Annotated in this window: 27 protein-coding genes, 4 tRNA genes and 1 riboswitch; of the genes, 9 read left to right on the forward strand and 22 right to left on the reverse strand. The window is 61.5% G+C overall.

Going from position 1 to position 24,512, the window contains the following annotated elements:
• Positions 1 to 106: 106 nt before the first annotated feature.
• The 6 genes from CLU91_RS24005 to CLU91_RS24030 form a co-directional block, all read right to left on the reverse strand.
• Complete coding sequence (locus tag CLU91_RS24005; RefSeq protein WP_100876122.1) at positions 107 to 454, reverse strand: hypothetical protein; 348 nt, start codon at positions 452 to 454, stop codon at positions 107 to 109.
• A gap of 254 nt (positions 455 to 708) precedes the next feature.
• On the reverse strand, positions 709 to 1,632 hold the full coding sequence (locus CLU91_RS24010) for an SAM hydrolase/SAM-dependent halogenase family protein (protein ID WP_100876123.1): 924 nt from the start codon (positions 1,630 to 1,632) through the stop codon (positions 709 to 711).
• A 17-nt stretch (positions 1,633 to 1,649) separates the two neighbouring features.
• Entirely contained in the window at positions 1,650 to 4,157 is a 2,508-nt protein-coding gene (locus tag CLU91_RS24015) for a TonB-dependent receptor plug domain-containing protein (protein ID WP_232730861.1), read from the reverse strand.
• 159 nt (positions 4,158 to 4,316) lie between these two features.
• Entirely contained in the window at positions 4,317 to 5,195 is an 879-nt protein-coding gene (locus tag CLU91_RS24020) for an NAD(P)H-hydrate dehydratase (RefSeq protein WP_100876124.1), read from the reverse strand.
• Positions 5,196 to 5,211: 16 nt separating this feature from the next.
• The gene (locus CLU91_RS24025; RefSeq protein WP_100876125.1) at positions 5,212 to 5,976 is read right to left on the reverse strand and encodes a histidine phosphatase family protein; all 765 of its coding nucleotides are present in this window, start codon (positions 5,974 to 5,976) and stop codon (positions 5,212 to 5,214) included.
• An 80-nt stretch (positions 5,977 to 6,056) separates the two neighbouring features.
• The gene (locus CLU91_RS24030) at positions 6,057 to 7,457 is read right to left on the reverse strand and encodes an L-cystine transporter (protein WP_099392921.1); all 1,401 of its coding nucleotides are present in this window, start codon (positions 7,455 to 7,457) and stop codon (positions 6,057 to 6,059) included.
• Positions 7,458 to 7,719: 262 nt separating this feature from the next.
• Between CLU91_RS24030 and CLU91_RS24035 the strand changes: the two genes are divergently transcribed.
• Together CLU91_RS24035 and CLU91_RS24040 are read left to right on the forward strand one after the other, a co-directional pair.
• A complete protein-coding gene (locus CLU91_RS24035; RefSeq protein WP_100876126.1) occupies positions 7,720 to 8,097 on the forward strand; it encodes a nuclear transport factor 2 family protein in 378 nt (125 codons plus the stop codon).
• Positions 8,098 to 8,110: 13 nt separating this feature from the next.
• Positions 8,111 to 8,500 (forward strand): hypothetical protein, encoded by a 390-nt coding sequence (locus tag CLU91_RS24040; protein WP_100876127.1) that lies wholly within the window; start codon positions 8,111 to 8,113, stop codon positions 8,498 to 8,500.
• Between the two features lie 3 nt (positions 8,501 to 8,503).
• Here the strand turns inward: CLU91_RS24040 and CLU91_RS24045 are convergent, their stop codons facing one another.
• From CLU91_RS24045 to CLU91_RS24070, 6 genes are all read right to left on the reverse strand, one after another.
• Positions 8,504 to 9,109: an IMPACT family protein gene (locus tag CLU91_RS24045; RefSeq protein WP_100876128.1), complete on the reverse strand. Its 606-nt coding sequence runs from the start codon at positions 9,107 to 9,109 to the stop codon at positions 8,504 to 8,506.
• A gap of 94 nt (positions 9,110 to 9,203) precedes the next feature.
• Positions 9,204 to 9,563 (reverse strand): hypothetical protein, encoded by a 360-nt coding sequence (locus CLU91_RS24050; RefSeq protein ID WP_100876129.1) that lies wholly within the window; start codon positions 9,561 to 9,563, stop codon positions 9,204 to 9,206.
• A gap of 40 nt (positions 9,564 to 9,603) precedes the next feature.
• Positions 9,604 to 10,383 carry a hypothetical protein gene (locus tag CLU91_RS24055; protein WP_157814792.1) on the reverse strand — a complete coding sequence of 260 codons (780 nt, stop codon included), beginning with the start codon at positions 10,381 to 10,383 and terminating at the stop codon, positions 9,604 to 9,606.
• Between the two features lie 225 nt (positions 10,384 to 10,608).
• On the reverse strand, positions 10,609 to 10,893 hold the full coding sequence (locus CLU91_RS28010; protein ID WP_157814793.1) for a hypothetical protein: 285 nt from the start codon (positions 10,891 to 10,893) through the stop codon (positions 10,609 to 10,611).
• Between the two features lie 330 nt (positions 10,894 to 11,223).
• Positions 11,224 to 11,299, reverse strand: a tRNA-Lys gene (locus CLU91_RS24065).
• A 71-nt stretch (positions 11,300 to 11,370) separates the two neighbouring features.
• Positions 11,371 to 11,446 (reverse strand) — tRNA-Lys (locus CLU91_RS24070).
• A gap of 119 nt (positions 11,447 to 11,565) precedes the next feature.
• On the opposite strand from CLU91_RS24070, the gene CLU91_RS24075 reads away from it, so the two are divergent.
• Both CLU91_RS24075 and CLU91_RS24080 read left to right on the forward strand, forming a co-directional pair.
• The gene (locus CLU91_RS24075) at positions 11,566 to 12,024 is read left to right on the forward strand and encodes a MarR family winged helix-turn-helix transcriptional regulator (protein WP_100876132.1); all 459 of its coding nucleotides are present in this window, start codon (positions 11,566 to 11,568) and stop codon (positions 12,022 to 12,024) included.
• Positions 12,021 to 13,520, forward strand: a complete 1,500-nt coding sequence (locus tag CLU91_RS24080; protein ID WP_232730862.1) for an MDR family MFS transporter — start codon at positions 12,021 to 12,023, stop codon at positions 13,518 to 13,520. Before CLU91_RS24075 ends, CLU91_RS24080 begins: the two co-directional genes overlap by 4 nt.
• Here CLU91_RS24080 and CLU91_RS24085 read toward each other — a convergent pair.
• Positions 13,514 to 14,602, reverse strand: coding sequence for an NADH:flavin oxidoreductase/NADH oxidase (locus CLU91_RS24085; RefSeq protein ID WP_100876133.1), 1,089 nt, complete (start codon positions 14,600 to 14,602; stop codon positions 13,514 to 13,516). The two genes, CLU91_RS24080 and CLU91_RS24085, sit on opposite strands and share 7 nt — an antisense overlap.
• 106 nt (positions 14,603 to 14,708) lie before the next feature.
• On the opposite strand from CLU91_RS24085, the gene CLU91_RS24090 reads away from it, so the two are divergent.
• The 4 genes from CLU91_RS24090 to CLU91_RS24105 all read left to right on the forward strand — a co-directional run bounded on the left by CLU91_RS24090 (position 14,709) and on the right by CLU91_RS24105 (position 16,918).
• Positions 14,709 to 15,050, forward strand: a complete 342-nt coding sequence (locus tag CLU91_RS24090) for an ArsR/SmtB family transcription factor (protein ID WP_100876903.1) — start codon at positions 14,709 to 14,711, stop codon at positions 15,048 to 15,050.
• 122 nt (positions 15,051 to 15,172) lie between these two features.
• Complete coding sequence (locus tag CLU91_RS24095; RefSeq protein ID WP_100876134.1) at positions 15,173 to 16,303, forward strand: acyltransferase family protein; 1,131 nt, start codon at positions 15,173 to 15,175, stop codon at positions 16,301 to 16,303.
• 83 nt (positions 16,304 to 16,386) lie between these two features.
• Positions 16,387 to 16,659: a BrnT family toxin gene (locus tag CLU91_RS24100; protein WP_100876135.1), complete on the forward strand. Its 273-nt coding sequence runs from the start codon at positions 16,387 to 16,389 to the stop codon at positions 16,657 to 16,659.
• Positions 16,619 to 16,918, forward strand: a complete 300-nt coding sequence (locus tag CLU91_RS24105) for a BrnA antitoxin family protein (RefSeq protein ID WP_100876136.1) — start codon at positions 16,619 to 16,621, stop codon at positions 16,916 to 16,918. The genes CLU91_RS24100 and CLU91_RS24105 overlap by 41 nt, the downstream gene beginning before the upstream one ends.
• A gap of 45 nt (positions 16,919 to 16,963) precedes the next feature.
• On the opposite strand, the gene CLU91_RS24110 is transcribed toward CLU91_RS24105, so the two are convergent.
• From CLU91_RS24110 to ybgC, 9 genes are all read right to left on the reverse strand, one after another.
• Positions 16,964 to 17,039 (reverse strand) — tRNA-Lys (locus tag CLU91_RS24110).
• A gap of 89 nt (positions 17,040 to 17,128) precedes the next feature.
• Positions 17,129 to 17,204, reverse strand: a tRNA-Lys gene (locus CLU91_RS24115).
• A gap of 67 nt (positions 17,205 to 17,271) precedes the next feature.
• Positions 17,272 to 18,030, reverse strand: a complete 759-nt coding sequence (gene ybgF / locus CLU91_RS24120; RefSeq protein ID WP_100876137.1) for a tol-pal system protein YbgF — start codon at positions 18,028 to 18,030, stop codon at positions 17,272 to 17,274.
• A 134-nt stretch (positions 18,031 to 18,164) separates the two neighbouring features.
• A complete protein-coding gene (gene pal / locus CLU91_RS24125; RefSeq protein WP_096234468.1) occupies positions 18,165 to 18,686 on the reverse strand; it encodes a peptidoglycan-associated lipoprotein Pal in 522 nt (173 codons plus the stop codon).
• 43 nt (positions 18,687 to 18,729) lie between these two features.
• The gene (gene tolB / locus CLU91_RS24130) at positions 18,730 to 19,998 is read right to left on the reverse strand and encodes a Tol-Pal system beta propeller repeat protein TolB (protein ID WP_442906612.1); all 1,269 of its coding nucleotides are present in this window, start codon (positions 19,996 to 19,998) and stop codon (positions 18,730 to 18,732) included.
• A gap of 5 nt (positions 19,999 to 20,003) precedes the next feature.
• Positions 20,004 to 21,014 (reverse strand): cell envelope integrity protein TolA, encoded by a 1,011-nt coding sequence (gene tolA, locus CLU91_RS24135; protein ID WP_100876139.1) that lies wholly within the window; start codon positions 21,012 to 21,014, stop codon positions 20,004 to 20,006.
• Between the two features lie 48 nt (positions 21,015 to 21,062).
• Positions 21,063 to 21,503, reverse strand: coding sequence for an ExbD/TolR family protein (locus CLU91_RS24140; RefSeq protein WP_223278896.1), 441 nt, complete (start codon positions 21,501 to 21,503; stop codon positions 21,063 to 21,065).
• A gap of 15 nt (positions 21,504 to 21,518) precedes the next feature.
• Positions 21,519 to 22,208 carry a protein TolQ gene (gene tolQ, locus CLU91_RS24145; RefSeq protein ID WP_034759183.1) on the reverse strand — a complete coding sequence of 230 codons (690 nt, stop codon included), beginning with the start codon at positions 22,206 to 22,208 and terminating at the stop codon, positions 21,519 to 21,521.
• Positions 22,209 to 22,255: 47 nt separating this feature from the next.
• On the reverse strand, positions 22,256 to 22,657 hold the full coding sequence (gene ybgC, locus CLU91_RS24150) for a tol-pal system-associated acyl-CoA thioesterase (protein WP_099380468.1): 402 nt from the start codon (positions 22,655 to 22,657) through the stop codon (positions 22,256 to 22,258).
• Positions 22,658 to 22,941: 284 nt separating this feature from the next.
• Positions 22,942 to 23,066, forward strand: a riboswitch (ZMP/ZTP riboswitch).
• A gap of 111 nt (positions 23,067 to 23,177) precedes the next feature.
• On the opposite strand from ybgC, the gene glyA reads away from it, so the two are divergent.
• Positions 23,178 to 24,425, forward strand: a complete 1,248-nt coding sequence (glyA, locus tag CLU91_RS24155; RefSeq protein WP_100876140.1) for a serine hydroxymethyltransferase — start codon at positions 23,178 to 23,180, stop codon at positions 24,423 to 24,425.
• The last annotated feature ends 87 nt before the right edge of the window (positions 24,426 to 24,512 follow it).

Consider the following 24,512-nt stretch of genomic DNA (forward strand, 5'->3'; position numbering starts at 1 on the left):
GCTACGCTGTGCAAGAAAAAGAGCCTTCGTCGGAAGGCTCTTTGCTGCGTATGCTGCCGCAGGCTTTGTCTTGCCTGACTTTCGGCCGGTCGCCGGGACGCGGCGTTTAGCTGTTGCGCGGCGGTGGGTTGGTGCCTGTACCGGTGCCTGTCCCGGTTCCTGGCGTGGTGCCATTGGTGGGCGGGGTGGCTGGCGGCGTGGTCGTGCCGTCGGGATTGGTCGTGGTGCCCGGCGCAACGGATGGCGTGGCGGGGGTGGTGGTATCGGGCGTGGTGGTGCCGCTGGTGCCCGAGGTGCCGCTGCCGCCCGTGCCGGGCGTGGTGGCGGGCGCCGTGTTGGGCGTGGCCGCCGGGGCGGTGGTGGACTCATTGTGCTTGTTGCAGCCGCCCAGCAGCGCACACACGATGGCGGTGCCGAGGACAAGCTTGCTGGTGCTAGGGAGTGGGGCCGTCATGATTGTTCCTTTCTCGTTGGAAAGCTGTCGAGGGTGATCGTACCTTGCCAGGCGACCTGCCATGATGCGGGCAGGCTGTCGTAGCAAGGCTGGCATCGCTTGCAAAAATTAGAGTAGGCAGGCGCGCGCAGGTTCACCGGATTTACAAATCAGCGGCCATCGGCGAGGAAAGAGGCAATCCGTTTTGACATGGCGCAAACGCGCCACGTGAACGGGCAGGGCCAGGACAGGACGTCCCGGCCGCTGGCGAGAGCTTATTTGGCGGCAGGGACCTTGCTCACTTCCACTTCCCAATCCACGCCTGACTCAATGTGATGCTTGGCGGCAAAATCGCCCTGGCTGATGGCCACCGCCACGTCGAGCAGGCTGTTCAGGTAGACCAGGGGCTTGCCCTTGGCCACGCCGCCAAACGTGTGCTCGAACGGCGCCGTGACCTTGGCCACTTGTTTGCCCTTGTGCAAGATGCGCACTTGCAGCGGATCATGCAGTTTTACCTGCAATTCGTCGAGCAGCGATTTCGGAATGTTCGTCCAGACATTGCCATATTTCACGTCCAGCACGGGCACGATGCCGCGGATGGTATTGCCGTCGCGCACAGGCTTTTGATACGCAATCTTGACCACGGATTCGCTCGGCAATTGCGGGCCCACCTGTTCATAGCTGATGGCGCCGGACGCCAGGCGCGCACCGACATACGCGTACACGTCGCGGCCATGGAAGGTGTACGACTCGGCGGAGCCGGCCAGGCGGTTGACCTTTTCATCGATTTCGCGCAGTTCGGCCACGCCGTCGCGTTCGGCGATCAGGGTGAACAAGCCATTGTCCGGCCCCACGAAGTAGCGGCCACCCTTGGTTTTCAGCACCACCGACTTGCGATTGGTCCCCACGCCCGGGTCGATGACGGACACGAACACCGTGCCTTGCGGCCAGTAATTGGCCGTCTGGTACAAACGGTAGGCGCCCAGCCAGATGTCGTAGTCGGGAATCTGGTGCGTCAGGTCCGAGATGGTGAGCTTGGGATCGACGCCATAGGCCACGCCATGCATGGCCGACACGGCGCCATCGGCCGTGCCGAAGTCCGTCATCAGCACCAGCGGAGATGCCGCATGCGCAGCGGACAGCATGAGGGCGCTCAGGCAGGCGCCGGCGACGAGGTGGGATATTTTCTTGGTGATCATGGGTTCTTTCCGTGGCCTTAGAAGGTGTAGTTCAGCTTGGCGTAAAAATACGCGCCATTGACGCCGATGGGGTTGATGAAATTGTAGGGCAGGGCGCCGCCATACGTGGCGTTATTCGTTTCACGCACGCGCTGCGGATAGCGGTCGAGGATGTTGTTGCCGCCCACGCTCAAGGTTAGCTGCTTGCTGAGTTTCAATTGACCTTCCAGGTCCAGCGACCAGACGGCGCCAAAACGTTGCGCGGGGATGCCATCGATCAGGGGCGCATCGCTGTCGTACGAGAAATCTTTCAGCTCGCCGAAGCGCGTGGCGCGCGCCTGCACGCCCCAGCCAGCCGCCTGCCAGTCGGCGCCGAGTATCAATTTGCTGTTGGGGGACGCATGTTTGATGCGGAACAAACTCGTCTCCGTCAGCAGGGTCAGACTTGGATCGATGGCGCTCAATGCAGCGGAACTCTGGCGTACCTTGTCGAGGCTGGTCTTGTTCAGGTTTAGCGCCGCGTTCAGGTTCAGTTTGCCTGACGTGAACGCCAGGTCGTGGTTCAGCACCACGTCCAGGCCCTTTGTGCGTGTGTCGAGCAGGTTGGCCAGGTAGGCCACGGACTGGATGTCGCTGCGGCCATTCACGGCCAGATAGGCCGTGACGGCGTCGCTTTGCAAGTCGCTTGAGCGCGTGATGCGGTCGCGGATGCGGATCACGTAGGCGTCCACCGTCACGCTGGTGGCCGCGGCCGGTTTCCAGGCCAGGCCAAGGGACACGTTGGTCGATTTTTCCGGTTTCAGCTGTTGCGCGCCGAAGCTGCGCGCCAGCGGGTCGCTGGCCGGCAGCAAGGCCGCCGTTTGCAAGGCCGTGCCATCGGCGTTGAAGTTCAGCGTGGCAAAGCGGAAACCCGTCTGCACGAGGGCCGGCGCGCGGAAGCTGTTCGACAGCGAGCCGCGCACGAGGAAATTGTCCGTTACTTTATAGCGCGTGGACAGCTTGCCCGTGCTGGCGCTGCCGAAATCGCTGTAATCAGAATAGCGGGCGGCGGCGCCCACCAGCAGGCGGGGCGTGAGGTCGCTTTCCACGTCCGCGTACACGGAGCGGATTTGCCGGCTGCCGTCGTAGGCGTCGGACGGGCGCAAGCCCGGTCCCGCCTGCGCGCCCGGTGGCGCATCCGTGAAGCTGCCGGCCGCGTACGAGGCAGGGTCGCCGGCCGAGCTGGTGTAGGTTTCGCGCATCCATTCGGCGCCCACAGCCAGGCTCAAAGGGGCGGGCAAGCCGATGTCGATGCTGCGCGTGGCATCGAGGTTCAAGGCGTTCTGGCGGAAGTCGAAACCGGCCAGCTTGAAACGCGTGGGGCTGGCAGCGCCCAGCGAGGCGTTGAGGGAGTGGCTCACGCCGTAGTCAAAGCGGTCGCTGCCGTGGCGCGCGCTGGCGTCCCAGTTCCATTCGCCCAAGCTGCCGCGCACGCCGGCCACGATGCTGAGGTCGCGCTTGTCGCCATTGGTGACGGGGCGGTAGCCGTTCGGATACAGGGCCGGTACGTTCGACGGGTCGCCAGGATAGCGGAAGTAGGCGCTGCCGTCCGATTTGCGTTCGTTCAAGGTGGCAAACGAGTACAGGTCCAGGCCGTTGGCCAGGGTGAGCTGGGTGTTGTAGAACAAATAGTTGTTGCGCTGGCGCGAGTCGCCCGACTTGAACACCACCTTGCCGTCGAGCGCCTGGTCGGCCGGCGTGAAGTTGTAGGACGTCCAGCCAGCGTCGCTGGGGCCGGCCCGTTCCGTGGGCGAGCGGCGCCGCGTTTCCGCGCCGAAGCGGAAGAATCCCGCCTCGCCCAGCGGTACGCCATAGTCGGCGTTGACGATGACGGTCTGGCCATCCGTCAGGGTGTGATCGGTCGGCTCGAAATGCGTGTGGTTGGCGCCATAGCTGACGGAGGCGGCGCCGCCCGTGCGGGCTTTTTTCAGCACGATGTTGATCACGCCCGCCACGGCGTCGCTGCCGTACTGGGCGCCAGCGCCGTCGCGCAGGATTTCGATGTGGTCGATGGCGTTGGGGGGAATGGCATTGATGTCGACCGGCACGGTGCCGGCGAAGCTGCTTTCCGTGTCGAGCACGGCGCTCGTGTGGCGGCGCTTGCCGTTGATCAGCACCAGCACCTGGTCGGGCGCCAGGCCCCGCAACTGGATGCCGCGCACGGAGTCCGACGCGCCGCTCGACTCGATGCGGGGGAAGTTGATCGACGGCGACAGGTTTTGCAGGCCCGCGCCCACGTCGCCCGTCGCCAGTGCATTGCTCACTTCGCGCGCGCCGAAACGGTCGATGGGCACGCTGCTGTCGAATACGGTGCGGTTGCGCGCGCGCGAGCCGACGACGGTGACCTGGTCGATGCTGGCGCCGGCCGTTTCATTGGCGCTGCCGGTGGTAGCTTGCGCGTCCTGTGCCCAGGCGGGCGCGGTGCCCAGCATGGCGCAGGCCAGCACGATGGCGCGCAGCGGCGTGGCGGGAAGGGAATGGGGGGCGTATGAGTGGCGCAGGTGCACGGCGGTATCCTTTTAAGCTTGTTCATCTGAAAACAATGGATGGAGCTTAAGGGAGGTTGTTGCCTAGGCGAACGATTCTTTATGGATATGCTTATGGCTGTTGTTTTCATGCCGCGCCGCTCAGGGCGCCAACTCAGGGTGCAAGATCAGGGCGCAAGATCAGGGTGCAAGATTGCGCAGCAGCGCAGGTAACTCGGCCGGGATTTCGCGTGCCAGGTAGCCGAGGATGCCGAAGCGTAAGGCCAGCTGTTCGCCCGCCAGCGCATGCAGGGCGATGCCCCAGGCGCAAGCCTGTTCCAGCGGCGCGCCGCGCGCGGCCAGGCCTGTGATGATGCCGGCCAGGGTGTCGCCGGAACCGGAAATGGCCAGGCCGATATTGCCGCCCGCATGTGTCCAGCTGGTGCCATCGGGCATGGCGAGGACGGTCAGCGCGCCTTTCAGCGCGACGATGGTGTTCCAGCGCCGCGCCGCGTCCGTGGCGCAGGCATGCGGGTCGGCCAGCACGGCGTCTTTCGACATGCCCATCAGCTGGGCCAGTTCACCCGCATGCGGCGTCAGCAGCACGGGCTGCTCGAAGCGGAAGTGCGCGGGCTGGCGCACGACCTGCATGGCGCAGGCGTCCAGGATCAGCCGGCTGTCCGCAAACAGGGGCAGCAGATGGCGCATCAGTTCGCAACTGGCGGCCGTGTCGCACATGCCTGGCCCGACAAGTACGGCATCGACCTTGCCGGCCAGCGGCGCCAGCTGGTGTTGCGCCTCGTGCCGGAAGCCGCCCAGCGCCGTTTCGTCCAGGCCGATGACCCGCGCCTCGGGCATGGCGATGGCCACTTGCGCCGCCACCGAGGCGCCCGTCGCCAGGGTCAGCTTGCCCGCGCCCGCGCGCAGGGCGGCCGTGGCCGCCAGCACGATGGCGCCCGGCATTTCCTCGGAGCCAGCGACGATCAGCAAATGGCCGCGCACTTCCTTGTCGCCATCGGCCCGGGGCATGGGCAGGGGCCAGGAGCGCAGCAGGGAAGAAGTGATGTCGATGGCGTCCATGTATGCCTCCGAAGGATCAGGATTTTGGCGCGGCCGGCATGTCGGGCTGGGCCGTGACTTGTGTGCCGGCCGCTTCCAGCGGCGCGACGAAGTTGCACAGGTCCAGCTGCAGCTTGCCGTGCCTGCCCAGGGCGGGATTGAAGGCGTACGAAGTGACGCCGCAGTTGGGCACGTCGGCCGCCTTGTCGATGGCCAGGATGGCGTGTTCGTCGCAGCGTTCCAGCAGGTAGCGGAAGCAATTGACGATGACCTGGTGGCCGACGATCAGCACCCGTTCTCCCCGGTATTCGCGGGTGATGGTGTCGAGCACGCTGCGCAGGCGCAGGATGACGTCGCACCAGCTTTCGCCGCCCGGCGGGCGGAAATAAAACTTGCCCACGTGCTGGCGCTGCTCGTGCAATTCCGGGTATTTGCTGGCGATGCCGTGCACGGTCAGGCGGTCGAGGATGCCGAATTCCTTTTCGCGCAGGCGCTCGTCGGCCACCACGGAGGCGAGGCTGTCCGCATCGAGGCGCGCCAGCACGGCTTGCGCCGTTTGCTGCGCCCGCACGTACGGCGAATACAGCACGACGGTCGGTCGTTGTTCATGGGGGAGGGTGGCGAACCAGTCGCCGAGGGCTTGCGCCTGGCGCGCGCCCAGCTCGGAGAGGGGGACATCGACATCGCGCTCGGCGATGGCGATCAACAATTGCTTTTCCGCTTCGGCGGCATCGCGCGCCACGTTGCCGGCACTTTGGCCGTGACGCACGATCCAGATTTGCTGCGGCCATTTCTGTTCCATCGCCTTGCGCCTTCCTCTGTATTTATTGTTGATCAATATAGAGGAAAGCGGCAAGGCGCGGCGCGCCGGTGGATACGTTCTTAGGCTGTGTGTTCCGCCTCATCCAGGTCGGGCGCGTCGTCGCTGTTGTAGACGGCCAGGTCGGTTTGCCCCATGACCCGGCTGGTGACGGTGCCGGCCGTGATCGAGCCGCTCACGTTGAGGGCCGTGCGGCCCATGTCGATCAGCGGTTCGACGGAGATCAGCAAGCCGGCCAGCGCGACGGGCAAGTCCATCGCCGACAGCACGATCAGCGCGGCAAACGTGGCGCCGCCGCCCACGCCGGCCACGCCGACGGAACCGATGGTGATGATGGCCAGCAAGGGCAGCAGGAAGCTGATCGTGAAGGGATCGACGCCGACGGTCGGGGCGATCATCACGGCCAGCATGGCCGGATAGATGCCGGCGCAGCCGTTCTGGCCGATGGTCGAACCGAACGAGGCGGCGAAGTTGGCGATGCCTTCCGGCGTGCCCAGACGCTGGGTTTGCGTCTGCACGCTCATCGGGATCGAACCGGCGCTCGTGCGCGACGTGAACGCGAAGGCCAGCACGGGGAAGACTTTTTTCACGAAGCGCAGCGGGTTCAGGCCCACGCCGGCGATGATGGCCAGATGCACGAGGAACATCAGTATCAGCGCGCTGTACGAGGCGACGACGAAGTTGATCAGTTTCAAAATGTCCGTGTAGCTCGACGAGGCGACCACTTCAAACATCAGTGCGAACACGCCGTACGGCGTCAGGCGCAGCACCAGCGTGACCATGCGCATGACGATGGCGTGCGCCACTTTCATGAAGTTCTCGAACGAGGCGAAGATTTCCGGCTTTTTCGCGGCGATGCCCGTGGCCGAAATACCGATGAAGATGGAAAACACCACCACGGCGATGGTCGACGTCTTGCGCGCGCCCGTCATGTCGAGAAAGGGATTGGTCGGCACGAAGCTGACCAGCAGTTTCGGCAGTGACAGGGCTTTTGCCGTTTCCAGCGAGCCTTGCAGCTGTACGCCGCGCGCCACTTCGGCCGCGCTCGACGTCAGTCCCACGGCCGTCAAGCCGAACAGCTTGGCCATCAAAATACCCAGCGCGGCGGCGATGGTCGTGGTGATGAGCAGGGTGCCGATGGTCAGCGCGCTGATCTTGCCCAGCGAACTCGCGTCCTTGAGTTTCAGGATGGCGGAAATGATGGACACCATGATCAGCGGCATGATGATCATCTGCAGCAGTTTGACGTAGCCGCTGCCGACGATGTCGATGTATTCATTGGTGCCGGCGATGATGGGCGAGCCGGCGCCATACAGCCACTGCACGGCCGCGCCGAGCAGCACGCCCAGGCCCAGGCCCGTGAAGACGCGCACGGTAAACGTCGCGTGTTTGCGTTGCTGGTGGAACATGAAGGCGAAGACGAGCAACGCTACGAGCAGGTTCAGGATGATGTTAATTGCCATGAAGGGGCCTTATCTTGGTTTTATTCGAGACTGCACGCAGCACATAAAACTGTACTACAACTGACAGCTGCCCCAGCCCGGGGCGGAAGGGCAAGTACTGTACAGTACTATGGTGGCGTTTTGCGCCATACCGCTGCGAATATTACGCTATATAAATATGCTCCACAGGCATAAGTCTTCCGGCGGATTGTGAAAAATCCAATTTCATGCCAGCATGTTTTGCCTATTTATTAATGTCGTGCCAATTATTTCAAGGAAAAAGATGAATGCTTTAACGGAAGTGCAGGTACTCGATGCGGAAGAACGCTTGCGCCTGGCCATGATGGCCTCCGATGTGGCTGTACTGAATCAGTTGCTGGCCGATGACTTGTTGTTTACCAATCACCTGGGGCACTTGCTGAGCAAGCATGCGGACCTGGCAGCGCACGAGCAGCGCCTGCTGACCATCACGGACTTGCGCGCCTCCGAGCGCCATGTGCGCGTCAACGGCCACGTGGCCGTCGTTTCCGTGCGCATGCAACTGACGGGCAGCTATCACGACGTGGAAACGCATGGCGACTTCCGTTTTACGCGCGTCTGGACGCAGGATGCGGCCGGCGCGCTGCAAGTGACCGCCGCCCATTCCGGCGTCGTGGCTTGAGGAGTACGGTTTAGTGGATCATCGTTCCAAAGGGCAGCTGTTTGAAGCTGTCATCGCCGCCGGCCCGGCCACCCTGGCCGTCGCGGCTGGCTATCCGGTGCTGCTCTACAACCTGGTGCGCACCTGGGCCGACGCCCCGGGCGCCAGTGCGCTGGCCGCGCTGCTGCTGACGGGCGGCGTGTGGGCCTTGCTGGAATTCTGGCGCATCGCGCTGGCGACGGTGGCGCGCAAGGCCTATGCGTTCAACTGGCGCTTCTGGCTGGCCATCGCCGGTTTCCTCGGCTGCTTCGTGCGTTTCGTGCCGGACATGCCTGCCGGACTGATGCTGTTGCTGCTGGTGTTGCCGGCGCTGGCGTGGACGCATTTCATCCTGTTGCAGATCAAACGCCCGCGCGACTTGTAAGTTTTATTCTTCCTCTTCCGCTTCCACTTTCAGCCAGGCTATCCGCCCATTGCCCGCCTCATGCAGGTGAGCGAGCAGGGCGGTGGCCGCCGTTTCAGGCAGGCTGAAGTCGAACAGCACGGCGTCGCCGTGTTCCACGTTCAGCAAGGTGGCGCCGGCGCCGTCGAGTTCGCGGCGCAGCATGCCTTCCATCGCATATGGCACCGTGCAGCGCAGGGTACGCTGGCGCACGATGGCCGTCTTTTCGGCCTGTAATAGCGCTTGCGCCACGCTGTCCGTGTAGGCGCGCACCAGGCCGCCGGCACCCAGCTTGATCCCGCCAAAGTAACGCACGACGGTCGCCAGCACGCCTTCCAGGTCCTGGTGGCGCAGCACGTCGAGCATGGGCCGCCCGGCCGTGCCGCTCGGTTCGCCATCATCGACGGCCGCCGATTGCCCACCCGCCAGCAAGGCCCAGCACACATGGCAGGCGCCCGGATGCTGCGCCTTCAAGTCATTGACCACTTGCTGCGCGCTGGCGCGGTCCGTCATCGGCTGCACGCAACCGATGAAACGGCTTTTCTTGATGATCAGTTCGCTGTGGACGGGAGTGGCAATGGTAAAGGGCATGGGGCAGGGAGATGATGCTGGAATGCCAGCATCATAGAACAAACCGCGCCATCGCTGCCAGCCATTGCGTCGGCAGAACGCAGGAGCTTCGGGTCTATGACGATCTGATGGGACGCTTGTTGATGATAATGTCAGCGTAGACAATTAAAAATTCGATGCACTTGTATCCAACCATGCAGAGAAATATGACAAGGATGACTTTGTACAACGTTCCCCATGCGCTGCGCTTGCTTGCGCCAGCAACGCTATCTTGTACGAATGTAGGTGTTTTTCTGCTGTTGTCTTGCAAGGGCAGGCCTGTGTAGATATCCACTCCCCTTGCCCGGCGATCCATTTCCAGCTTGGCTGCAGCACCAAATGGATGATCGTGAGCGTTGATGCCCGCACCGGCTTGCTCTTGCGGGCTGGCGCCATGGAGGTAATGTGGAATGTGGCGGGAATCGTCGTCGTTCATATTGTTCCGGGTCGGTTGATCATGGCAGGTGATTGCCTGCTTACTGTAGTGGTGCAAGCACGCTGATCCAGGTTGAGTCGGCCAGGAGGTCGAGGATCGGTTGCGCTTCGTCGTGGTATTTCTTGACCACCATTTTTCGCAAAGATGTGCAATTTTTTTCCGCCCGCGCCAGATCGGCAAGCGTACGGCCGCCTTTCAATGGAGACAGACAGATGTCGCGCAACGCCGTTGTGTTTTTTTTGTTGTAAAACAAGTATTGCAAGAGGAATGCCTTGCTCCTGCTAATTGCCCATTGCGTTGCCATCGGCGATTGTTGATCCAGCGATGCCATGCAAGATGGGCTAATGCGGCAGGCGTAGGCGGAAGCGTTGATACGGTTGAAGCCGGCGCCGTTGTGATCTTTTATGGCCGGATCTTCCATGGTGGACGCAACTGCTAATTCGCTTGCTGGCATCAAGGAGGCAAGCTGGGCCTGACTCATGTAAGTGCTGGCCGGACTCAGTTGATAGTCTGCGCTGATTTGTTGTCCTATCCAGTCAGCGATTCGATGATGTTCGAGCTGTTTGCCGTGGGCGTTGCCGAACATAGTGTGCAGCAGCACTAAAACAATTCCCCCCGCCATGAATATGCCGGAGATAATCTTAGCCAGAAGAAAAAACACGTATTTCATTTCCCCCGGGCGTATCGGATCTCCGCCCAGTCCCGCATTAATAGCATTCATCTGCTGTACATGATTGCGGTTGCCCAGCCATCTCAACTGTTTCTGGTGCCGAGTTTCTGGCGTATCGCCTGGGTCTGGTGTTTCTGGTGCATGGAACATGATGGTGTGCCTCGTATAAGCTGGTGTGAGTGCTTGCTTTGAGGGGGGCATCCAAGATCCCATCGAATATTGCTCGATCACTCCTGGTGCCGCGTCCCGGTGCCTATTTGCCGAGTACTGTCGAGCCACTTTCAGTCTTGGTCAAGCGCATGTTGATCTTATGCATAGTGGAGTATCTGATAATGGATGCCAGCGTATTTAGCAAGAAATATTGCTTTCAAGTACTTATTTCTGCAGGGCGGTCCAGCCTTTGTCTGTTTTGACCATGCGCGTGTTGATGACACGTCCTTCGCCGTTTTCGACATCGCAGTTGTAGCCCGATGGTTCGGCCTTGCTACAGCTGATCACCTTGAACTTGGCAACGATCGCGGGAACGTCGGCCTGTATGAAGTCGGGCTTTTGCAAGGTCAGTTCCCTGGCCAGAGCCTCGCGAATTTCCGTGTCACTGGGTGCACCACTGCAAGCGGACAAGGCTGCAAGAGTTGTGATGAGAGTAATTTTTTTGTACATGATCAAATTTCCAAGTTGTGTGAATCAGCGGGCAAATCAAGCCGGCCTTCATACATGTGCCAGCCTGTTTATCTCTGCCCCATTCTGCTCCCCAGCCTTGGCAGTAACCAGTGTTTTGACATAACCGAATTATTACGTCGTCCAAGTCATTGAAATGAATAGGTTTTTATTTGATCGTGTCACTGCGGAAAGCGATAGTGGCCTGGCCGACGCGCTCGGTGCAAGCTTGCTGCCGCGTCGCTGAGTGGCAGTGATGCGAGACAGGATTGTGGAAATCAGGGCGGCAAAACAAAAAAGCCAACCGCGAACGGTTGGCTTCTCTGAAGTATTTGGTAGGCCGTGCGGGATTCGAACCTGCGACCAACGGATTAAAAGTCCGCTGCTCTACCAGCTGAGCTAACGACCCAAAAACTTTTACAACTGAACTGCGGTAACGCTGTGTCGTATCAGCATGCTTGCATGATGACGACTGAATCTTGGTAGGCCGTGCGGGATTCGAACCTGCGACCAACGGATTAAAAGTCCGCTGCTCTACCAGCTGAGCTAACGACCCAAGGGCGGCTATTATGACGGCCAACGGCGGTTTTGGGAAGGGCGGGGATGGAAAAAACCTTGCGCAGCGCTCGGGGGTGCACTAATATAGGTAGATAGCCTACCTACTTATATATTCCAATGTCCACGACCGAAGACCTTCCCATCCCCGAACGCGCGCTGGCGCTGTCCGATGAATTGCGCACGGCCTTCAAGCGCCTGCTGCGCTCCATGCAGCGCGAAGGGGGCGAGCTGGAAGGCGGCGTGTCGATGATGCAGACCATGCTGCTGGCCCTGATCCACGAGCATCCCGGCATCGGCGTGGCCGCGCTCGCGCGCCTGCAGAATGTGCGCGGTCCCACCGTCAGCGCCCAGGTCAAGTCGCTCGAAGAGGCGGGGCTGGTCGAGCGCGGCGCGCCCGATCCGCAGGACCGCCGGCGTTCGGGCCTGCACGTGTCCGCGCAAGGCCTGGCCATGCTTGAGGCCCTGCGTGCGCGCCGCCGCGATGCGCTGGCGCAGCGCATTGCCCGTCTGACGCCGCAGCAGATCGATGCACTGGAAGCGGCCATGCAGCCGCTGCTTGAGATCGGACAAGCATGAGCGGCCCCGATCACGCCACAGGCGCAGAAAAAAGCGCGGCCAAACCCGTCACCGAGCGCGAAGTGCGCGCCATCTACCTGGGCCTGATGGCCGTGCTGGGCCTCGGTGCGCTGGACCAGAGCATCGTTGCCACGGCCTTGCCGCGCATCGTCGACGACCTGGGCGGCATGGCGCATCTGTCGTGGGTGGTGACGGCGTACGTGCTGGCCTCGACGGCCACCATGCCGCTGTACGGCAAGCTGGCCGACCAGTACGGCCGCCGCCCCATGATCTTTACGGCCTTGCTGACCTTTCTGCTTGGTTCCGTGCTGTGCGGGTTGGCGCAGAACATGACGGAGCTGATCATCTTCCGCGCCATCCAGGGCCTCGGTGCGGGCGGCTTCATGCCGCTGGCGCAAATCATCATCGGCGACATCGTGCCGCCGGCCGAACGGGGCAAGCGGCAAGGCATGGTGCCCATCGTGTATGCCGTCACCAGCGTGCTGGGGCCCGTGCTGGGCGGCGTCATCACGGATGCCTGGTCGTGGCACTGGATTTTCTATGTCAACCTGCCCATCGGCGCGGCTGCCTTTGTCATCATCGCGCGCGCCATGCGCAAGCCCGTGCGCACGCATGCGCACCAGATCGATTATCTGGGATCGGCATTGCTGACGGGCGCCATCACGGCGGCCCTGCTGGTGCTGGCGCTGGGCGGCACCGAGTGGCCGTGGGATGCGCTGGCCATCAAGGTGTGCGGCGGTGTCGCCGTGCTGCTGGGCATCTGGCTGGCCTTCCACGTGGGCAGGGTCGATGAACCCGTGCTGCCGCCCGACCTGTTCGAGAACCGCACCTTCAATATCGCCAGCCTGGTGATGGCCGTGACCTTCATGGGCCTGATGGGCGCCAGCGTCTTCTTTCCCCTGTTCTTCCAGTTGGTGATGGGCACGAGTCCCGCGCAGTCCGGCGTGATGACGGTGCCGATGATGGTGGGGCTGGTGGCGTCGTCGATCTTCAACGGCCGCGTGCTGTCGCGCTCGGGCAAGTACAAAATGGTGCAGGTGGCGGGATTGGCCGTGGCGCTGCTGGCGTTTGCCGTACTGGCCTGGGGCATGGAAACGTCGCGCGGTTACTGGGTCATCGAGCCGGCCATCTTCCTGCTCGGCACGGGGCTGGGACTGGTGATGCCGAACATGACGATTGCCGTGCAAAATGCCTTGCCCCTGGCGCGCCGCGGCGTGGGCACGGCCATGCTGGCCTTTTTCCGCTCGCTGGGCGGCTTGCTGGGCGTGACGGCGTCCGGCGCCATCCTCGCGCATCAATTGCACAAGCACGGCGTGGAAGCCGTCTCGGCGCTGGGCGCGCAGGCGGCGACGCAGACGGTGGAGGTCTACCGTCATGCGATCGCCAGCGTGTTTGGCGCCGGCGCCGTGCTGCTGCTGGTGGGACTGGTCTTCCTGCTGTTCCTGCCGGAACTGCCCCTGGAGGGGCATCCGGCAGCGGTCAAGGACGATCAGTAGCGTTCGAGCCAGTGCGCGTACGGCGCTGGCAGGGTCCACGAGGCGCGTTCCACGCCGAGTTCCTTGGCGGCAAAGTATGCCCAGTGCGGATTGGCCAGGTGCGCCTTGCCGACCATCACCACGTCGAGCTGCTCGTCCTTGACGACGCGCTCGGCAATGGCTGGCGTGCCGAAGCCCCAGGCGGACGAGACGGGCACACCCGCCTCCGTGCGCACGCGCTCGGCGATCGGCCCCATGAAGGCCGGGCCCCATGGAATCGACACGTCGGGAATGGTAAAACCCATGCTGACGCTGAGCATATCCATGCCAGCATCCTTGAACTGGCGCACGAGGCCGATCGATTCGAGCAGGGTTTGCTCATCGCGGCCGTCGAATTCCAGCACGCCAAAGCGGATCGTCAGCGGCAGGTGCTCGGGCCATACTTCACGCACGGCCTTCAAGGTTTCCAGCAGGAAGCGGCTGCGGTTTTCCAGGCTGCCGCCATAGATATCATCGCGCTGGTTCGAGTGGGCCGAGAAAAAGCTTTGCGCCAGGTAGCCGTGGGCGAAGTGCAGTTCCAGCCATTCGAAGCCCACTTCGCGGGCGCGCACGGCGGCGTCGACGAAGTTCTGTTGCACGCGGGCGATATCGTCGAGGTCCATGGCGCGCGGCACTTTCGGCAGGCCGCCGCCAAAGGCGATGGCGGACGGCGCGATGGTTTGCCAGCCGCGCGCGTCGCCTTCAGCAATATGGTCGTCGCCTTCCCATGGGCGGTTGGCGCTGGCCTTGCGGCCCGCGTGGGCGATCTGGATGCCGGGCACGGAGCCGGCCGCCTTGATGGCTTTGACGACGGGCACGAACGCTTGCGCCAGGTCATCGTTCCAGATACCCGTGCAGCCGGGCGTGATGCGGCCTTCGGGCGCCACGGCCGTCGCTTCGACGATCACCAGTCCCGCGCCGCCACGGGCCATGCCCGCATAATGCGACAGATGCCAGTCGTTGGCGACGCCATCGACGGCCATGTACTGGCACATGGGCGGCACGGCGATGCGGTTGCGCAGGGTGACGTTTTTGAGGGTGTAGGGCTGGAAGAGGGCGGACATGGTGGCCTTTGTGTGTGTTGGTAGAAATGGTGGGAAGTACTGATTCGGTAGTTCGTAAATATTCGAAGAATGGAATTAGTATAGCGCATGCTGTATGATTCTGCTCATGCGCCCACACAAACATCCTCCCGCCAGCGAATTCGTGCTCGAAAGAGTGCTGTACGCCTTGAGCGATTCCATCCGCCTCGACATCGTGCGCCACCTGGCCCGAGTCGACGCGGCCGCTTGTGGCGACCTCGACGGCGGGCGGCCGAAGTCGACCGTTTCCCACCATTTCAAGGTCTTGCGCGAAGCGGGCCTGGTCTACACGGAAAACGCGGGCACGACGCACATGAACACCCTGCGCCGCGCCGATATCGAGAGCCGTTTCCCCGGCCTGCTCGATGCCATCCTGGCGCAGCAGCCATTGGCGCCCGCATCGCCGGACGCGGACGGGCAGCGAGTTTAGCCGCCTGCCGTGCCCCGCCATTTGCCAGGCTCGGCTATCATGTCGGCCTTTCGGTAAATCCTCGGCCGCGCGCCTGTTGCGCGATGGGCTGGCGACACTACCTGGCACGGCAAGGATAGGGAATGACGGCAGCAGCAGTGGTAGTACAGGCGGACCTGGCAAGTCGTCCGCAGTTTGGCTGGATCAATGGTTTGAAGGCGGGCGCGGCGCAGTTGATCGTATTGCACCACCTGGCGTTTTACGGGCCCATGTCCGATTACGTGCAGCCCCTGTGGCCCGAGTTGCTGGGCTGGCTGGGCGGCAGCGCGCGCATCGCCGTGCAAGTGTTTCTCGTCATCGGCGGCTTTCTGGTCGCCAAATCCCTCTCGCCCGCCGGCCGTCCCGGCATTGCTTCCCCGCTGCAAGCGATCTGGCGCCGCTATGCCAAGCTGGCGCCGCCTTTCCTGGTCGCCACCGTGCTCGCCGCAGTGATTACCCCAGTGGCCGGCATCTGGATGCTGCACGACTCCATGTCGGCCGCCGTCACCCTGGGCCAGCTGAGTGCCCATGCCTTGCTGCTGCACGGCGTGCTGGGCTATGAATCGCTGTCGGCCGGCGCCTGGTACGTGGCCATCGATTTCCAGCTGTACCTGCTGACGGTATCGCTGCTGTCGCTGGGCGGCCGCGTGGCGGGCCAGCGGCGCGGACACTGGTTGATGCCGCTGGCCATCACCGTGGGCATCACTTTTTCCTTGCTGTATTTCAATCTCGACGCGGACTGGGACAATTGGGCGCCATATTTCTTCGGCAGCTATGGCCTGGGACTCATGGCCTGGTGGGCCAGCGACCCGGCCCGCAAACCGGGCGCCATGGTCGTGCTCATGGCCATGATGGCGGCGCCCGTCCTGCTGGCCCTGGCCGTCGACTATCGCAGCCGCATCGCCCTGGCCCTGGTCGTCGCCTGCGCCCTGATCCTGTTCGGCCGCGCCCGTACGCCATCGCACGGCGGTGCCTGGAACATCGTCAACACTCTGGGCCGCATCTCGTATGCAGTCTTCCTCGTGCATTTCCCCGTCAGCCTGCTGGTGAATGCCTTGTTTATCACGTATGTACCGCTCGAGCCGGAGTGGCAGGCGCTGGGCATGTTGACGGCCTGGGGCGCCAGCCTGGCGGCCGGCGCCGCGTTTTACCGCTGGGTGGAGGTGCCGCTGGGGCGGGTGATGGGTGGCGTGGTGGCGCATCTGGCCGGGCGGCCAGCGCTGGTGTCGCGCTAAGGACGGCGATGTAGCTGTCCCATTGGCGCCCTTGCCCGTGAAATAGGGCTGGCTGTTTCTATTATTTGTTACTACAATAAATAATGAGGATCACTTTTGATGCTGCCAAGCGTGAAAAGACGCTCAGGGAGCGTGGTCTCGACTTTGCGCGTGCGCACGAAGTGTTTGACGGGCTCACCATTACGCTGCCGGACCAGCGCCAGGACTACGGTGAACCCCGCTTCATCACTGCAGGCTGGCTCGACGAGCGTCTGATTGCATTGGTCTGGACGCCGCGTGGCCTGGCGCGCAGAATCATCAGCATGAGGAAGGCAAATGAACGCGAAATCAACAAATACAAGCAAGGCCTGGGTTGATCCCGACGATGCGCCTGAATTGACGGACGGTTTTTTTGAGCAAGGCGTCTGGCAAGTGGGCGAGAAGCCCGTTTCCCGTCCCGAGGCGCAGCAAGAAATGGCGCGTCGTCGCGGCAGGCCTGCTGGTAGTGGTGGCAAAGTCAGCACGACCATACGCTTCGACGCGGAGATCATCGATGCTTTCAAGGCCACCGGCGATGGCTGGCAGACGCGCATGAATGATGCGTTGAAGGAGTGGCTGCGGGCGCGGCGGGTCTAGAAAACAAAAAAGCCAACCGCGAACGGTTGGCTTCTCTGACGTATTTGGTAGGCCGTGCGGGATTCGAACCTGCGACCAACGGATTAAAAGTCCGCTGCTCTACCAGCTGAGCTAACGACCCAAAAACTTTTTACAACAACTTCGGTAACACTGTGCCGTAAAAAAATGCTTGCTGGTACAACTCGCAAGCAGATCAGTACTGCGTATTCGTGGTAGGCCGTGCGGGATTCGAACCTGCGACCAACGGATTAAAAGTCCGCTGCTCTACCAGCTGAGCTAACGACCCGAAGAAGGAAGATTATAGGGGGTGCCCGGGATTCTGTCAAACCTAACGGGCAACTTTTTCCCCGCTTTTACTTTTTACCGCCCCGTTCCTTGGCCGCCTGGGCCGCGCTGGAGTCCGGGTAGCGCGAGATCAGCGCGTTCAGCGTCTTGGTCGCGTTCGGCTTGTCTTTCAGCTCCGTGTAGCAGCTGGCGATGTTGAGCATGGCGTCGGGCGCTTTCGGGCTGTCCGGGTAGTGTTTCAGCACTGCCTGCTGGGCCGTGATGGCGCTCTTGCAGTCGCGCTGGGCGTAATAGGCGTTGCCCAGCCAGTATTGCGCGTTGGCCGCGTAGGCCGATTCCGGATAGCGTTTCACAAAGGCGTCCAGGGCCGTGACGGCGCCCTTGTAGTCGCCCGACTTGAACAGGCCGAACGCGGACTCGTACGCGCTTTGCTCGGACACGCCCACGGCCGCTTCCTGGCCATCGATGGTGACCTGGCGCGGCTCGAGCTTGCGCAGGCGCGCGTCGATGTCGGTGTAGAAATCCTTCTGGCGCTTTTGTACATTCGTCAGGTCGTTGCCCAGCACTTCGATCTGGCCGCGCAGGCGGGCGATCTCTTGCATGGTCTGGTCGTGCTGGTTGATCAGGCTCAAGGTGCTGGTCTTGTCCGCCTTGGTGTCAACGCGGCTGTTCAGGTCGCGCGCCATGGCGTCCACCTTGGCGCGCAGCTCGATGATGGCCTTGCGTGCTTCGTCGTCATCGAACAGGGCGGCATTGGCGTGCAGGGGCAGGTAGGCAAACGCGGCCATCAAGGCGGCGGCGACGCCGGCTTTCGAGAATGTCATCATGGGTCGGGCTTTCTAAGGTTACGCAAACATGCAAACGGGGCGCCGGGCGGTGAATCACCGCGCTGCGCCCCATTATTATGCCTATGACTGGCCAGTTAGGTAAGCGTCAATGCTGCCGCGCTCACCCGTCAACATCAATAAACGATGTCAGCGCGGCGGTTTTCTGCCCATGCTGCTTCGTTGCTGCCTTGTGCTTTAGGCTTTTCTTTGCCCAGCGACACGGCTTCCATCTGGCCTTCTGGTACGCCCAGAGCTGCCATCGACTTGCGCACGGCTTCAGCACGTTTCTGGCCCAGGGCCAGGTTGTACTCAGCGCCACCGCGTTCATCGGTGTTACCTTGGATCAGGATCTTGCGGCTAGGCGTTTTCACCAGGTAGCCAGCGTGGTTTTGCACAACTGCGGTGTCTGCTTCGCGCACGACGTATTTGTCGAAGTCGAAGTAGATGCTGCGGTTAGCCAGCACGCCTTTTGGATCGTCCAGTGGGTCGACCGATGCGGTCGTCACTGGCTGAACTTGACGGGTGTCAACTGGAGCGACGACTTTTTCAGGAGCGCGCTCAACCACTGGGGTCTCTGCTACTTTGACTGGGGTGCTGCAGGCGGACAGCAGGGCTGCGGTAGCGGCGATGAAAGCCAAACTTTTAAAGTTACTCATTTTTATTCTCCGGGTCATGGTTAAAGGTGAAACTGTACAGCATTTACTTCATGAAAGGACCCCAGGTGGGCTCCTTGATATTGCCAGCTTGCGTAGTCAAACGCTGTTTGACGCGGCCATCCACCGATACCACTGCCAGCGACTTGCGTCGTCCGGATTCGGTCGCGTACATGATATATTTCCCGTTGGGCGAAAAGCTCGGTGATTCGTCGTTGGCGGTGTCCGACAGGCGCAGTTCCTGGCCACTAGCCAGGTCGAGCGCGTAGAGCTGGAAATTGCCGTCGCGACGGGAAATATAAGCGAGAGTCTTCCCGTCGGACGAAATCCGCGGGCTGATGTTGTAGGAGCCGCCAAACGTCACGCGCTTGGCTTCGCCACCGCTGCTCGACATGCGGTAGATCTGTGGTCCGCCGCTGCGATCGCTGGTGAAGTAAATGCTTTGGCCATCGGCCGAGAATTGCGGTTCCGTATCGATGCCGCTGCTGTTGCTGACGCGGCGCAAGCCGCTGCCGTCGGCATTGACGGTATAGACCTGGGTATGGCCGTCGCGCGACAGGGCCACGGCCAGGCGTGCGCCGTCCGGGCTCCAGCTGGGCGCCGAATTGCTGCCTTTTTCATTCGACACGATGGTGCGCTGGCGCGTCACCAGGTTTTGCACGTAGACGATCGGTTTTTTCTTTTCAAACGATACATACGCGACCTTGGTGCCATCCGGCGACCACGACGGCGAAATGATCGGCTCGTTCGAGCGCAGGGCAACCTGGATGCCTTCGCCATCGGCGTCGGCGATTTCCAGCCGGTATTCGCGGCCCGATTGCGTGACGTAGGCGATGCGCGTGGCGAACGCGCCTTTGACGCCCGTCAGTTTCTCATAGATGTCATCGGCGATCTTGTGCGCCAGCAAGCGGTTGAACTGCGGCGCGGCCGCATTGTTCATGCTGGAAATCTGCGCGCCCTTGATGGTGTCGAACAGCTTGTAGCGCACGTCCAGGCGGCCATCGGCCATGCTTTGCACGCTGCCGGCCGCCAGCGCGTCGGCGCCGCGCGACTTCCACTGCTCGTAGCTGACGGGCGCCGTTTCCGATACGGGCGCATCGGCGTCGATCAGCTTGAACACGCCGCTGCGCGCCAGGTCGGCCTTGATAATGCCCGACAGCGATTGCGGCGCCGCCGATTCATTGACGAAGCTGGCGACAGCCACCGGAATCTGGTTGCTGCCGATCCCCGTAATCTCCACGCGCAGCTGCGCCTGGGCGCCTGAGGCTCCCAGCATCAGGCCGGCGCAGAGCACGACATAGCTCATTTTTTTCATGGTCATCATTTAGGCAAATCCTTCATCTCGAATATGAGTTCAATCTCGCGTTCCACGGTGCCGTCTTTTTTCTTCGGCAGTGGCGAGGATTTATTAATGGCGTTTTCCACCGAGCTGTCATACGCCGGCAGACCGCTGCTTTTAATCTTTCGGACCGAAATAATTTCCCCAGTTGGCAGTTGCTCGATCTTGAACACGGCGCGCGGGTTGCCCGGCACGTCCGTGCTACCGCTGTACGCGATATTGCTCTTGATCTTGCTCGTCAGGGCAGCGACATAGCCGCTGTCCTTGCGTGGCGCGGTCGCTTTCGCGGCCGTGCCCGTTGTGCCATTGCCTGCCTGCGCCATCATCCGCTTCATGTCATCGGCACGCAATTTGTCGGCTGCGGCTTTTTCCGCCGCCGCTTTCTTGGCCTTGGCCGCTTTTTCCGCTGCGGCTTTTTTATCGGCCAGTTCTTTCTCGGCTTTTTCTTCCGCCGCTTTTTCTTTGGCTTCCTTGGCTTTCTCCAGCTTGTCGGCTTTTTCTTTTTCCAGCTTGTCAGCCTTGTCTTTTTCTTTCTGCTTCTGCTTTTCCAGTTCGCGCTTTTCTTCTTCGCGTTCCTTCAATTCCTGCTTGCGGCGTTCTTCCGCTGCCGCTTTTTCCTTCTCTTCCTTCAGTTTGGCCTTCTTGCGTTCCAGGGCGATCTCCGCCTCGCGCAGGTCGACCTTCGGCTCGGGCGCGGCCACCGGCGGCGGTGGCGGCGGGGCCGGCTGTTCCACTTGCGGTTGCGGCGGCGTTGGTGTCGGCTCCGGTTCCGTCGCCACTTCAGGCGGCGGCGCGGCCGTCTGCACCTTCATATCCCACACTTCCGCTTCGACGGCGACAGGTTCCGTATTTTGCCAGTGTACGCCCACCCACAGGAAAAACAGCAGGCCAAGGTGCATCGCCAGCGCCAGGCCCAGCGAGGGCCAGCGGCTGCGTTCGCGCGGCACGCTGTAAGGCTTGCCGAGTACATGGTCGATTTGTTTGGTCTGCAAAGTCTGGTCTATCTAAAAACGGTCAAGTCTGGAAACAGGATGCTGCGCTTACTTGGTGGCCAGGCCGACTCTGGTAATGCCCATCTTTTTCGCTTCCGAAATGAGCTGGATCACATCGTCGTACTTGCTTTCCTTGTCGCCCGCGATCATCACGGGATAATCGGGATTGCTTTCATGCAAACCGCGCAGCTTGCGCAGCAGGGCGTCGCGGTTCGGTTCCGTTTCCGGCGACAGCTGTTCTTTGCCGATGACGCCGATCGACAGCGAACCATTCGGCTTCAGCACGATCTGAATATAGTCATCGGGCGGTTTGGCCGACTTTTCCGCGTTGGGCAAGTTCACCACGCTGGGATTGTTCGACGACGGCATCACCATGAAAATGATCAGCAGCACCAGCATCACGTCGATATACGGCACGACGTTGATTTCGGACTTGAACTTGCGGCCACGGCCACCGCGCATGCCGCCGCTATTGAATGAGGAACCCATGGATCTTGCTCCCTCTTAGCGCGACTGGCGCTGCAAGATGTTGGAGAATTCCTCGACGAAGCTTTCGAAGCGGATCGCCAGGCGGTCGATGTCATGCGAAAAACGGTTGTAGGCGACGACGGCGGGAATGGCGGCGAACAGGCCGATGGCGGTGGCGATCAGCGCTTCGGCGATACCGGGCGCGACGGCAGCCAGGGTGGCTTGCTGCACATTGGCCAGGCCGCGGAAGGCGTTCATGATGCCCCAGACGGTACCGAGCAGGCCGATGTAGGGCGAAACGGAGCCGACGGAGGCGAGGAAGGCCAGGTGCGATTCGAGCACGTCCATTTCGCGCTGGAAGGCGGCGCGCATGGCGCGGCGTGCGCCGTCGAGCACGGCGCCCACGTCCAGCGCTTCGCGCGAACCGTACGATGCCTTGCCCTTGATGAATTCGCCCATGCCGGCGTCAAAAATGCGGGCCAGCGCGCCGCTCTGGTCGCGGTTGCCGCTGGCATTCTGGTGCAGCGCATGCAGGTTGCCGCCGGCCCAGAAGCTGCGTTCGAATTCGATGGTTTGCTTGCGCGCCTGGCGCACGGCAAACATCTTGCGGAAAATGTAAGTCCAGCTGGTCAGGGAAATCAGCAGCAGCAGGGCCATGATCAGTTGCACGATCAAATGGGCATTGGAGATGAGCGCGAGGAAAGAAAGATCTTGTGTAACGTTCATTGGCTGGCAGTCTGTTGGGTGAATTGTCCGGGGGTGGCGGGTAGGGCTCAGGCGGCGCGCATGCGGACCGCCACTGCATCGGGCACGGCGCGCGGGCGCAATGCCGAGTCGACGCAGCCGATCTTGACGCGGGCCGTGTTCAGCAGGCGGTCGCCGCACCAGGCTTGTTGCAAGAAAACGATGGAGGCACGCCCCATTTTTTCTATGCTTAAGGTTAATCTTACCGTGTCATCGAGCCTGGCTGGCGCATGATAGTCGGCGTTGACGCTTTTGACAACGAACATTGCGTCGTGCTGTTCCAGCAATTCCTGCTGGCCAACGTCGATGGCGCGCAGCCATTCGGTGCGCGCGCGTTCGAAGAATTTCAGGTAATTTGCGTAATAGACGATGCCGCCGGCGTCGGTGTCTTCATAGTAGACACGTACGTTCCAGGTAAAGACTGAAGGCATGTTTATTGCGCCAGTAGTGAGATTGAGCAACATTTTACGCGATTTTTCTTCTTGTGACTGTGGGCGCTTGCTGGAAAGCCATGCAAAAGCTGCATATAAGTTGCACCGCAGCATTGTAAAACGGAGGGCTGCAATGGCAAGTCCCGTAACATACGCTTACATACCGCAGCAAAGTTTACGTCCAGCTTAAGACTGCGGACCGGCGTTGCCCCGGGCGGCGATTATAGCCGCACGCTTGCATTCCTTGCTCAATCCGGGTACTTAACTTACAATTTGTCTTCCATTACGTCTCACGTGACTGGCGAAAAGTCGGGCGATCTCCATGAGTGGCGATCGGCAAACCGGCGAAAGGTGGGCACCCACCGGGAAATGTGAGATTTTTCATCAGCCGTTCGCCTGGGTAGCCACTATGGAAAAGCACGAAGAGGCTGCCTGTCCAATGTTGTTATTCACTTAACGCCGGCTCCCCTCATTCGATCCAACCTGCCAGTACAAGCACCCTCATACTTGGAGTTTTTACATGTTTGCAAAAGATCACAACCTCGCCAACGTCGATCCTGAATTGTTCGCCGTCATTCAAAAAGAGAACACGCGCCAGCACGACCATATCGAACTGATCGCGTCGGAGAACTACACGTCGCCAGCCGTAATGGAAGCGCAAGGCTCGCAGCTGACGAATAAATATGCCGAAGGCTATCCAGGCAAGCGTTACTACGGCGGCTGCGAATACGTCGATGTGGCCGAGCAACTGGCCATCGACCGCGTGAAACAGCTGTTCGGCGCCGAATGCGCGAACGTGCAGCCGAACTCCGGCTCGCAGGCGAACCAGGGCGTGTTCTTCGCCATGTTGAAACCAGGCGACCTGATCATGGGCATGTCGCTGGCCGAAGGCGGCCACCTGACCCACGGCATGCCGCTGAACATGTCCGGCAAATGGTTTGACGTTGTATCGTATGGCTTGACGGTGGAAGAAGACATCGACTACGAGGCGATGGAACGCCTGGCCCGCGAACGCAAGCCAAAGCTGATCATCGCCGGCGCGTCCGCGTTCTCGAAAAAGATCGACTTCGAACGCTTCGGCAAGATCGCCAAGGAAGTGGGCGCCTACTTCATGGTCGACATGGCCCACTACGCCGGCCTGATCGCCGCCGGCCTGTACCCGAACCCGGTGCCGTTCGCCGACTTCGTCACCTCGACCACGCACAAATCGCTGCGCGGCCCCCGTGGCGGCATCATCCTGATGAAGGCCGAACACGAAAAAGCCATTAACTCGGCCATCTTCCCCGGCATCCAGGGCGGCCCGCTGATGCACGTGATCGCCGGCAAGGCTGTTGCCTTCAAGGAAGCGCTGAGCCCTGAATTCGTCGAATACCAGAAGCAAGTGATCAAAAACGCCGACGTACTGGCGAAAACCCTGATCAAGCGCGGCCTGCGCATCGTGTCCGGCGGCACCGAATCGCACGTCATGCTGGTCGACCTGCGCGCCAAGAACCTGACGGGCAAGGAAGCCGAAGCCATCCTCGGTTCCGCGCACATCACCTGCAACAAGAACGGCATCCCGAACGATCCGCAAAAACCATTCGTCACCTCGGGTATCCGCCTGGGCAGCCCGGCGATGACGACGCGCGGTTTCAAGGAAGCGCAAGCGGAAGAAGTGGGCAACCTGATCGCCGACGTGCTGGACAATCCGCATGACGCCGCCACCATCGAGCGCGTGAAAGCGGCCGTGAAAGTCCTGGCCGACGCGCACCCTGTGTACGCTGCATAATTATTTGTCCAGAATGTGTCATACGGAGTAAGATTCTGTATGACACATTCCTTCGTGCCCAAGGGCGCCCGGAGTGATTCGGGCGCC

This window comes from Janthinobacterium sp. 64, assembly GCF_002813325.1.
Taxonomy (GTDB): Bacteria; Pseudomonadota; Gammaproteobacteria; order Burkholderiales; family Burkholderiaceae_D; genus Janthinobacterium.

Excerpts from the sequence above, each read along its gene's own strand:
- CLU91_RS24005 (WP_100876122.1), bottom strand. The coding sequence starts at position 454 with ATGACGGCCCCACTCCCTAGCACCAGCAAGCTTGTCCTCGGCACCGCC.
- CLU91_RS24010 (WP_100876123.1), bottom strand. The coding sequence starts at position 1,632 with ATGATCACCAAGAAAATATCCCACCTCGTCGCCGGCGCCTGCCTGAGC.
- CLU91_RS24020 (WP_100876124.1), bottom strand. The coding sequence starts at position 5,195 with ATGGACGCCATCGACATCACTTCTTCCCTGCTGCGCTCCTGGCCCCTG.
- CLU91_RS24025 (WP_100876125.1), bottom strand. The coding sequence starts at position 5,976 with ATGGAACAGAAATGGCCGCAGCAAATCTGGATCGTGCGTCACGGCCAA.
- CLU91_RS24030 (WP_099392921.1), bottom strand. The coding sequence starts at position 7,457 with ATGGCAATTAACATCATCCTGAACCTGCTCGTAGCGTTGCTCGTCTTC.
- CLU91_RS24035 (WP_100876126.1), top strand. The coding sequence starts at position 7,720 with ATGAATGCTTTAACGGAAGTGCAGGTACTCGATGCGGAAGAACGCTTG.
- CLU91_RS24045 (WP_100876128.1), bottom strand. The coding sequence starts at position 9,109 with ATGCCCTTTACCATTGCCACTCCCGTCCACAGCGAACTGATCATCAAG.
- CLU91_RS24050 (WP_100876129.1), bottom strand. The coding sequence starts at position 9,563 with ATGAACGACGACGATTCCCGCCACATTCCACATTACCTCCATGGCGCC.
- CLU91_RS24055 (WP_157814792.1), bottom strand. The coding sequence starts at position 10,383 with ATGTTCCATGCACCAGAAACACCAGACCCAGGCGATACGCCAGAAACT.
- CLU91_RS28010 (WP_157814793.1), bottom strand. The coding sequence starts at position 10,893 with ATGTACAAAAAAATTACTCTCATCACAACTCTTGCAGCCTTGTCCGCT.
- CLU91_RS24075 (WP_100876132.1), top strand. The coding sequence starts at position 11,566 with ATGTCCACGACCGAAGACCTTCCCATCCCCGAACGCGCGCTGGCGCTG.
- CLU91_RS24080 (WP_232730862.1), top strand. The coding sequence starts at position 12,021 with ATGAGCGGCCCCGATCACGCCACAGGCGCAGAAAAAAGCGCGGCCAAA.
- CLU91_RS24085 (WP_100876133.1), bottom strand. The coding sequence starts at position 14,602 with ATGTCCGCCCTCTTCCAGCCCTACACCCTCAAAAACGTCACCCTGCGC.
- CLU91_RS24090 (WP_100876903.1), top strand. The coding sequence starts at position 14,709 with ATGCGCCCACACAAACATCCTCCCGCCAGCGAATTCGTGCTCGAAAGA.
- CLU91_RS24095 (WP_100876134.1), top strand. The coding sequence starts at position 15,173 with ATGACGGCAGCAGCAGTGGTAGTACAGGCGGACCTGGCAAGTCGTCCG.
- CLU91_RS24100 (WP_100876135.1), top strand. The coding sequence starts at position 16,387 with ATGAGGATCACTTTTGATGCTGCCAAGCGTGAAAAGACGCTCAGGGAG.
- CLU91_RS24105 (WP_100876136.1), top strand. The coding sequence starts at position 16,619 with ATGAACGCGAAATCAACAAATACAAGCAAGGCCTGGGTTGATCCCGAC.
- ybgF (WP_100876137.1), bottom strand. The coding sequence starts at position 18,030 with ATGATGACATTCTCGAAAGCCGGCGTCGCCGCCGCCTTGATGGCCGCG.
- pal (WP_096234468.1), bottom strand. The coding sequence starts at position 18,686 with ATGAGTAACTTTAAAAGTTTGGCTTTCATCGCCGCTACCGCAGCCCTG.
- tolB (WP_442906612.1), bottom strand. The coding sequence starts at position 19,998 with ATGAAAAAAATGAGCTATGTCGTGCTCTGCGCCGGCCTGATGCTGGGA.
- CLU91_RS24140 (WP_223278896.1), bottom strand. The coding sequence starts at position 21,503 with ATGGGTTCCTCATTCAATAGCGGCGGCATGCGCGGTGGCCGTGGCCGC.
- tolQ (WP_034759183.1), bottom strand. The coding sequence starts at position 22,208 with ATGAACGTTACACAAGATCTTTCTTTCCTCGCGCTCATCTCCAATGCC.
- ybgC (WP_099380468.1), bottom strand. The coding sequence starts at position 22,657 with ATGCCTTCAGTCTTTACCTGGAACGTACGTGTCTACTATGAAGACACC.
- glyA (WP_100876140.1), top strand. The coding sequence starts at position 23,178 with ATGTTTGCAAAAGATCACAACCTCGCCAACGTCGATCCTGAATTGTTC.